The sequence below is a fragment of the uncultured Pseudacidovorax sp. genome, from assembly GCF_913773995.1.
GTDB lineage: Bacteria > Pseudomonadota > Gammaproteobacteria > Burkholderiales > Burkholderiaceae_C > Xenophilus.
On the sequence record NZ_CAJYES010000183.1, the window covers coordinates 21,116 to 28,218 of the forward strand.

At 70.4% G+C, this 7,103-nt stretch carries 5 protein-coding genes; 3 read left to right on the top strand and 2 right to left on the bottom strand.

Annotated features, from left to right (window positions below; genetic code table 11):
* Positions 1-91 precede the first annotated feature (91 nt).
* The 3 genes from QZ772_RS16825 (at position 92) to QZ772_RS16835 (ending at position 2,052) form a co-directional block, all read left to right on the top strand.
* Positions 92-358 carry a helix-turn-helix transcriptional regulator gene (locus QZ772_RS16825; RefSeq protein ID WP_295528660.1) on the top strand — a complete coding sequence of 89 codons (267 nt, stop codon included), beginning with the start codon at positions 92-94 and terminating at the stop codon, positions 356-358.
* A 3-nt stretch (positions 359-361) separates the two neighbouring features.
* Positions 362-1,717 carry a type II toxin-antitoxin system HipA family toxin gene (locus tag QZ772_RS16830; RefSeq protein ID WP_295528662.1) on the top strand — a complete coding sequence of 452 codons (1,356 nt, stop codon included), beginning with the start codon at positions 362-364 and terminating at the stop codon, positions 1,715-1,717.
* A gap of 68 nt (positions 1,718-1,785) precedes the next feature.
* A complete protein-coding gene (locus tag QZ772_RS16835; RefSeq protein ID WP_295528664.1) occupies positions 1,786-2,052 on the top strand; it encodes a YkgJ family cysteine cluster protein in 267 nt (88 codons plus the stop codon).
* Between the two features lie 55 nt (positions 2,053-2,107).
* Here QZ772_RS16835 and QZ772_RS16840 read toward each other — a convergent pair whose 3' ends face one another.
* Both QZ772_RS16840 and QZ772_RS16845 read right to left on the bottom strand, forming a co-directional pair.
* Positions 2,108-3,658 carry an efflux transporter outer membrane subunit gene (locus tag QZ772_RS16840; RefSeq protein WP_295528666.1) on the bottom strand — a complete coding sequence of 517 codons (1,551 nt, stop codon included), beginning with the start codon at positions 3,656-3,658 and terminating at the stop codon, positions 2,108-2,110.
* Positions 3,659-3,744: 86 nt separating this feature from the next.
* Positions 3,745-7,026 carry an efflux RND transporter permease subunit gene (locus QZ772_RS16845; protein WP_295528668.1) on the bottom strand — a complete coding sequence of 1,094 codons (3,282 nt, stop codon included), beginning with the start codon at positions 7,024-7,026 and terminating at the stop codon, positions 3,745-3,747.
* Between the last annotated feature and the right edge of the window lie 77 nt (positions 7,027-7,103).

A 7,103-nucleotide genomic window follows, 5' to 3' on the forward strand; every position in this document is an offset into this window, starting at 1 on the left:
TCGGAAGAAACAGGCGCTCGAACAGCTCAGGAGCTGTAAACTACTTTTACGCATTGCAATGCGTTAATCCGGATTACGCAACGAACCCTGTATGCCCGCCTTCATCGTCCGAACCGCTGACCAGTTGCCCGGACTGCTGCGTGCGCTTCGCAAGCAGAGCGGGCTGACACAGGCCCAGATCGCGCAGCGACTGGGTGTGACCCAGCAGACCTATTCGGCCCTGGAGCGCAACGCCGAAAGCATGGGCGCGACGCGATTGCTGTCGGTGCTCCACATCCTGGGGGCGGACATGGTGCTCATGCCGACCGAGCCCCATGCCCCCCCTCGCGCGGCCGAGCGCGATTCGCCGGCCTGGTAGTCCATGGGCCGCCGCACCCATCGCCGCGCCCTGGGCCTCTGGATGAATGGCGCCTTCGTCGGCACCTGGAGCCTGGCGCCCCAGGCGCCCGACACGCTGCACTACGACGCCGACTGGACCCGGTCGCCCGAAGGCCGGCCGCTGTCCCTGTCTCTGCCTTTCACGCCCGGCAACGCGCCGCACCGCGGCCCGAAGGTGCGGGCCTACTTCGAGAACCTGCTGCCCGACAGCCGCGACATCCGCGAGCGCATGGCGCGGCGGCACGGCACGGGCAGCACGGACGCCTTCGCCCTGCTCGCCCGCATGGGGCGGGACTGTGTCGGAGCCCTGGAGATCCTGCCCGAGGGCGAAGCCTCAAGCGCCTCCCGCGCCATCCAGGCCGAACCACTCAGCGAGGCACGCGTCGCAGCCATCCTGCGCAGCGCCACGGCCGCCGCACCCCTGGGACTCGCAGCCGACGACGAGGACCTGCGCATCTCCATCGCCGGCGCACAGGAGAAGACCGCCCTGCTGCTGCAGGACGGCCGCTGGTGCCTGCCGCAGGGCAGCACGCCCACCACGCACATCCTCAAGCTGCCGCTCGGCCTCGTCGGCGGCATGAGGATCGACATGCGCCACTCGGTGGAGAACGAATGGCTGTGCGCGCGCATCCTGCGTGCCTTCGGCCTGCCGGTGGCCGACTGCCGGCCGCTGCAGTTCGAGGACATGCGGGTGCTGGCTGTGGAGCGCTTCGACCGGCGCTGGTGGACCGGCCCCGACGGGCGGCAGCAACTGCTGCGTCTGCCGCAGGAGGACTTCTGCCAGGCCACCGGCACGCCGCCCGACGCCAAGTACGAGGCGGACGGCGGGCCCGGCATCGACCGAATCATGGGTGTGCTCGATGGATCGCTGACGCGCGAGGATGACCGCCGCACCTTCTTCATCGCCCAGTTGCTGTTCTGGATGCTCGGCGCCACCGACGGCCATGCCAAGAACTTCAGCCTGTTCCTGCGGCCCGGCGGTCGCTACCAGCTCACGCCGCTGTACGACGTGCTGTCGGCCTGGCCGGTGCTCGGGGAAGGGCCAGGCGCCATCTCGGCCCACAAGGCCCGCATGGCCATGGCGGTGCGCGGCCGCAACGCGCACTGGAAGCTGCGGGAAATCCTGCCGCGGCACTGGGTCACGCTCGGTCAGCGCCACGGGGTGCTGGCGGCAGACGGCCGCGGCGTGGCGGCGCTGATCGAGGCCGCCGCTGCGCTCACGCCCGGCGTGGTCGCGGCGGTCCATGGTGAGCTGCCTGCGGGCTTTCCGGCCGAGCTGGCCGACCGCATCCTGGGCGGCCTGGGGGACGCGGCGCTCAAGCTGGCCGCTGCACTCTGACGCAGCCAACGCCGGTCCGCCGGCCCTGCACCGGTCTGTGGTTCACGGCGTCCACTACAGTGCCCGCCATGGATTGCCGCCCCGACTGCGGTGCCTGCTGCACCGCGCCCTCCATCTCCAGCCCCATTCCCGGCATGCCGCACGGCAAGCCAGCGGGCGTGCGCTGCATCCAGCTCTCCGACGACAACCGCTGCCGCATCTTCGGCCTGCCCGAGCGGCCGGCCTGCTGCGGCGGCCTGGCACCGTCGGCCGAGATGTGCGGCAGCTCGCGGCTAGAGGCGATGCGCTGGCTGACGCGGCTCGAAGCGGAGACCGCGCCCGACACCGTGCGTTGATCGACGACGCTCGCCGTCACTCAGGCAGTAACCCGCTGCGGGCGCCACTCAGCGGCTACGAACCCTCCTTGTTCACCAAAGCCGCGGCCGCCGTGTCCGCGGTCGACGATGACTGCGCGGCCGCCATCGGCGCGCCTCCCCATCCCCCGCCCAGCGCCCGCACCAGCGCCACGGTGGCCTGGTACTGCGCCGACCGCACCTGCAGCGCCTGCCGCCGATTGCGCAGCTCGCTGCGGCGCGCATCGAGCACGTCGAGCTGGCTGATGTAGCCGTTGCGGTAGCGGGTGTCCGACAGCTGCAGGGCCCGCGCCGCGGCCTCCACCGCCGTGGCCTGCGCAGCGGCCTGCTGCTGCAGCAGACGCAGGCCCGAGAGCTGGTCCTCCACTTCGCGGAAGGCATCGAGCGATTGGGCGCGATAGGCGGCGACCGCCTCGTCGAGCACGCCGCTCGCCTGCTCCACACCCGCGGCCCGGCGTCCGCCATCGAGCAGCGGCAGCGACAGCAGCGCACCCACGCCCCAGGAGCGCGCCGACCACTTGAACAGGTCGCCCAGCTCCGACGACGCAAAGCCACCGCCGGCCGTGAGTGCGACGTCCGGGAAGTACGCCGCCTGCGCCGCACCCACGCGGGCCTGCGCGGCCAGCACCGACGCCTGGGCTGCGGCCACGTCGGGCCGGCGCAGCAACACGGTGGAGGGCACGCCCGCCGGCACCACGGGCAGTGCGGTCTGCCAGCGATCGACACCGATGCCGAAGTCCGCCGGCGCACGGCCGACCAGCACGGCCAATGCATGCTCCAGTTCGGCACGGCGGCGATCCAGGGCGAGGGCCTCGGACTCGTTGGCCGAGACCTCGGCCTGCATCCGCGCCACGTCCAGCGCGGCCACGTCGCCGGCCTGCTCGCGGCGCTGCGTGAGGCGCAGCGTGTCGCGGTAGGCGGCCACGCCGTCGCGCACCAGGGCGCGCTCCTCGTCGGCGGCGCGCAGGGCCAGGTAGGTCTGCGCGACCTCGGCCTGCACCATCAGGCGCGTGCTCTGCAGAATGGCCTCGCGCGCCTGGGCGTCGAGTGCAGCGGCGTCCTGCAGGCGCGACAGGCGGCCGAAGAGGTCCAACTCCCACGAGGCACTGAGGCCGGCGTTGAGCAGCGTGGAAGGCTGGGTGGACTGGTTGCGATCCAGCCCGCGCTGCCGCGTGGCGCCGCCTCCCAGGCCAAGCTGCGGCGAACGGTCGGCCTCGGCATTGCGCAACAGCGCCCTCGCCTGCCGCACGCGGGCCGCAGCCTGCTGCAGGCTGGTATTGGCCTCGGCCGCCTGCGCCACAAGCGCATCGAGCACCGGGTCCTGGAAGGCCTTCCACCATTCGCCGCGGGGCTGGGCCTCGGCGGCGGCGGCCTCGGTCCAGCGGCCTTCGGTCGTGGTCCGAGTGACGGGCAGCGCTTCCTTGAAACGGGCGGGCGTGGCGACGGCAGGCAGCCGCGCCGGGGCGGTGGCGCAGCCAGCGAGCACCAGGGCGGCCAGCAGCGGAACGAGGGTGCGGCGCTTCGACAGGCTCAGCGCGAACGGTTGGAGGCGATCGAAGGCGCTGCGCACTTGCGCTGTACGGGTCATGGTCGCGTCCGTCGACGACGGCCCCCTCGTGGTCGAGTGCGTGTTTGTCATGGTCGTTGTCCTCGTGAACAAGGAATGCCTGGGCGTCATTCGTGAGCGCCGCGCGGTGCCGCGGGCAGAGCCGCGAGGCCACCACCCCCGCCGCCGTGATGGCCCGGCGCGACAGGATGCTCGGCAGACACGAAGTCGTCGGCATGGGCCGGCACCTGGCCGTGCTGCCGCAGCGGCCGGTTGCCGGCCAGCCGGCGCAGCGCCACGTAGAAGACAGGCGTGAGGAAGAGGCCGAAGGCGGTCACGCCGATCATCCCGGCGAACACGGCCACGCCCATGGCATGGCGCATCTCGGCGCCCGCGCCGGAGGACAGCACCAGCGGCAGCACGCCCATGATGAAGGCCAGCGAGGTCATCAGGATGGGCCGCAGCCGCAGGCGACTGGCCTCGATGGCGGCCTGTAACGGTGTTCGGCCCGCAAACTCCAGCTCGCGCGCGAACTCCACGATCAGGATCGCGTTCTTGGCCGACAGGCCCACCAGCACGATCAGGCCGATCTGCGTGAAGACGTTGTTGTCCCCCGCCGAGAGCCACACGCCGGTCATCGCCGCCAGCAGCCCCATGGGCACGATCAGGATGATGGCCAGCGGCAGCGTCAGGCTTTCGTACTGCGCGGCCAGCACCAGGAAGACCAGCAGGATGGCCAGCGGAAACACGAGGACCGCCGAGTTGCCCGCCAGGATCTCCTGGTAGGTCAGGTCGGTCCATTCGAAGTCGATGCCCGCCGGCAGCGTCTCGGCAGCGATGCGCGCGATGGCCGCCTGCGCCTGGCCCGAGGAATAGCCGGGCGCGGCGCCGCCGTTGACGTCGGCCGTGAGGTAGCCGTTGTAGCGCATGGCGCGCTCGGGGCCGAAGCTCGCGTCGACCTTCATCAGGGCGGACAGCGGGATCATCTCGCCGGAGGACGCGCGCACCTTGAGCGCGCCTATGTCCTCGGCCCGCGCACGGTAGGGCGCGTCGGCCTGCACGCGCACGCTGTAGGTCCGACCGAACTTGTTGAAGTCGTTCGCATACAGGCTGCCCAGGTAGATCTGCAGCGTGTCGAAGATGTCGGTCAGCGGCACGCCCAGCTGCCGCGCCTTGGTGCGGTCCACGTCGGCGAAGAGCTGCGGCACGTTGACCTGCCAGCTGGTGAACATGCCCGCCAGTTCGGGCGTCTGCCGTGCCTTGGCCATGAAGGCCTGCACCGCCTTGTCCATGGCTTCGTAACCGAGCGAGGCACGGTCTTCCAGCTGCAGCTTGAAGCCGCCGGTGGTGCCCAGGCCCGCCACGGGCGGCGGCGGGAACATCACGATGAACGCGTCCTGGATGCCCGCGAAGGCCTGGTTGAGCTGGCCAGCCACGGCCGCACCGCTCTGCTCTGGCGCCTTGCGCTGGTCGAAGGGCTTGAGCATGGCGAACACGATGCCCGCGTTGGAGCTGTTGGTGAAGCCGTTGATCGACAGGCCCGGGAAGGCCAGCGTGCCTTCCACGTTGGGGTTCTTCTTCATGATGTCGCCCATGCGGCGGATCACGTCGTCGGTGCGGTCCAGCGTGGCGCCGTCGGGCAGTTGGGCGAAGCCGATCAGGTACTGCTTGTCCTGCGTGGGCACGAAGCCGCCCGGCACCGCCTTGAACAGGCCAAAGGTCAGCGCGACCAGCGCGACGTAGATGCCCAGCATCAGCGTCTTGCGCGAGATCACGCCGCGCACGCCGCGGCCGTAGCCCTCGCTGCCGCGGTGGAACAGCCGGTTGAAACCGCGGAAGAAGCCACCCAGCAGCCGATCCATGCCGCGCGTGAGCGCATCGCGCGGCGCGTCGTGGCCCTTGAGCAGCAGCGCTGCAAGCGCAGGCGACAGCGTCAGCGAGTTGATGGCCGAGATCACCGTCGAGATGGCGATGGTGACGGCGAACTGCCGGTAGAACTGGCCCGTCAGGCCCGAGATGAAGGCCAGCGGCACGAACACCGCCACCAGCACCAGCGCGATGGCGACGATGGGCCCCGACACCTCGCGCATGGCTCTGTACGTGGCCTCGCGCGGCGTGAGGCCGGCCTCGATGTTGCGCTCCACGTTCTCCACCACCACGATGGCGTCGTCCACGACGATGCCGATGGCCAGCACCAGGCCGAAGAGCGACAACGCATTGATGGAGAAGCCCAGGAGGTGCAGCACGGCGAAGGTGCCCACCACCGACACCGGCACGGCCAGCAGCGGAATGATGGATGCGCGCCAGGTCTGCAGGAACAGGATCACGACCAGCACCACCAGCGCCACCGCCTCCAGCAGCGTGTGGATCACCGACTCGATGGACGCGCGCACGAACTGCGTGGGGTCGTAGGCGATGCGGTATTCCACGCCTTCGGGCATCGCCTTCTGGATCTCGGTCATCGTGCGGCGCACCTGCTCGGAGATCTGCAGCGCATTGGAGCCCGGCGCCTGAAAGACGCCGATGCCCACCGCCGGGTCGTTGTCCAGCAGCGAGCGCAGCGAATAGTCGGCCGCGCCCAGCTGGATGCGGGCTACGTCGCGCAGGCGCACGACCTGTGTCGACGGCTCGCCCGCGCCGCCGCCCTTGACGATGATGTCGCCGAATTCCTCTTCATTGGCCAGCCGGCCGCGCGCGTTGACCGACAGCTGCAGGTCCACGCCCGAGAGGCCCGGCGAGGCCCCGACCACGCCGGCCGCGGCCTGGATGTTCTGCCCGCGGATGGCGGAGACCACGTCGTTGGCCGACAGGCCGCGCTGGGCCATCTTCTGCGGATCGAGCCAGACGCGCATCGCGTATTCGCCGCCGCCCCAGATCTGCACCTGGCCCACGCCTTCGATGCGGGCCAGCCGGTCCTTGACGTTGAGCACCGCGTAGTTGCGCAGGTAGTCGATGTCGTAGCGCTTGTTGGGCGACACCAGATGCACCACCATCGTGATGTCCGGCGAGCTCTTGACCGTGGCCAGGCCCAGACGCCGCACCTCCTCCGGCAACCGCGGCTCGGCCTGCGCCACTCGGTTCTGCACCAACTGCTGGGCCTTGTCGGGGTCGGTGCCCAGGCGGAAGGTCACCGTCAGCGTCATCACGCCGTCGGTGGTGGCCTGGCTGCTCATGTAGAGCATGCCTTCCACGCCGTTGATCTGCTCTTCGAGCGGCGTGGCCACCGTCTCGGCGATGACCTTGGGATTGGCGCCGGGGTACTGCGCACGCACCACGATCTGCGGTGGTGCGACTTCGGGGTACTCGGAGATCGGCAGGCCGCGCAGCGCGATCAGCCCGGCGATCAGCATCAGCAGCGACAGCACGCCGGCAAAGATCGGCCGGTCGATGAAGAACTTGGAGAAATTCATGGCGCCAACTCCTGGTGGCGGGGTGAGGCAGGCCATCGTGCGCAGCCTGGAGGCGGCGCCCGATGGCGCCGGGGGCG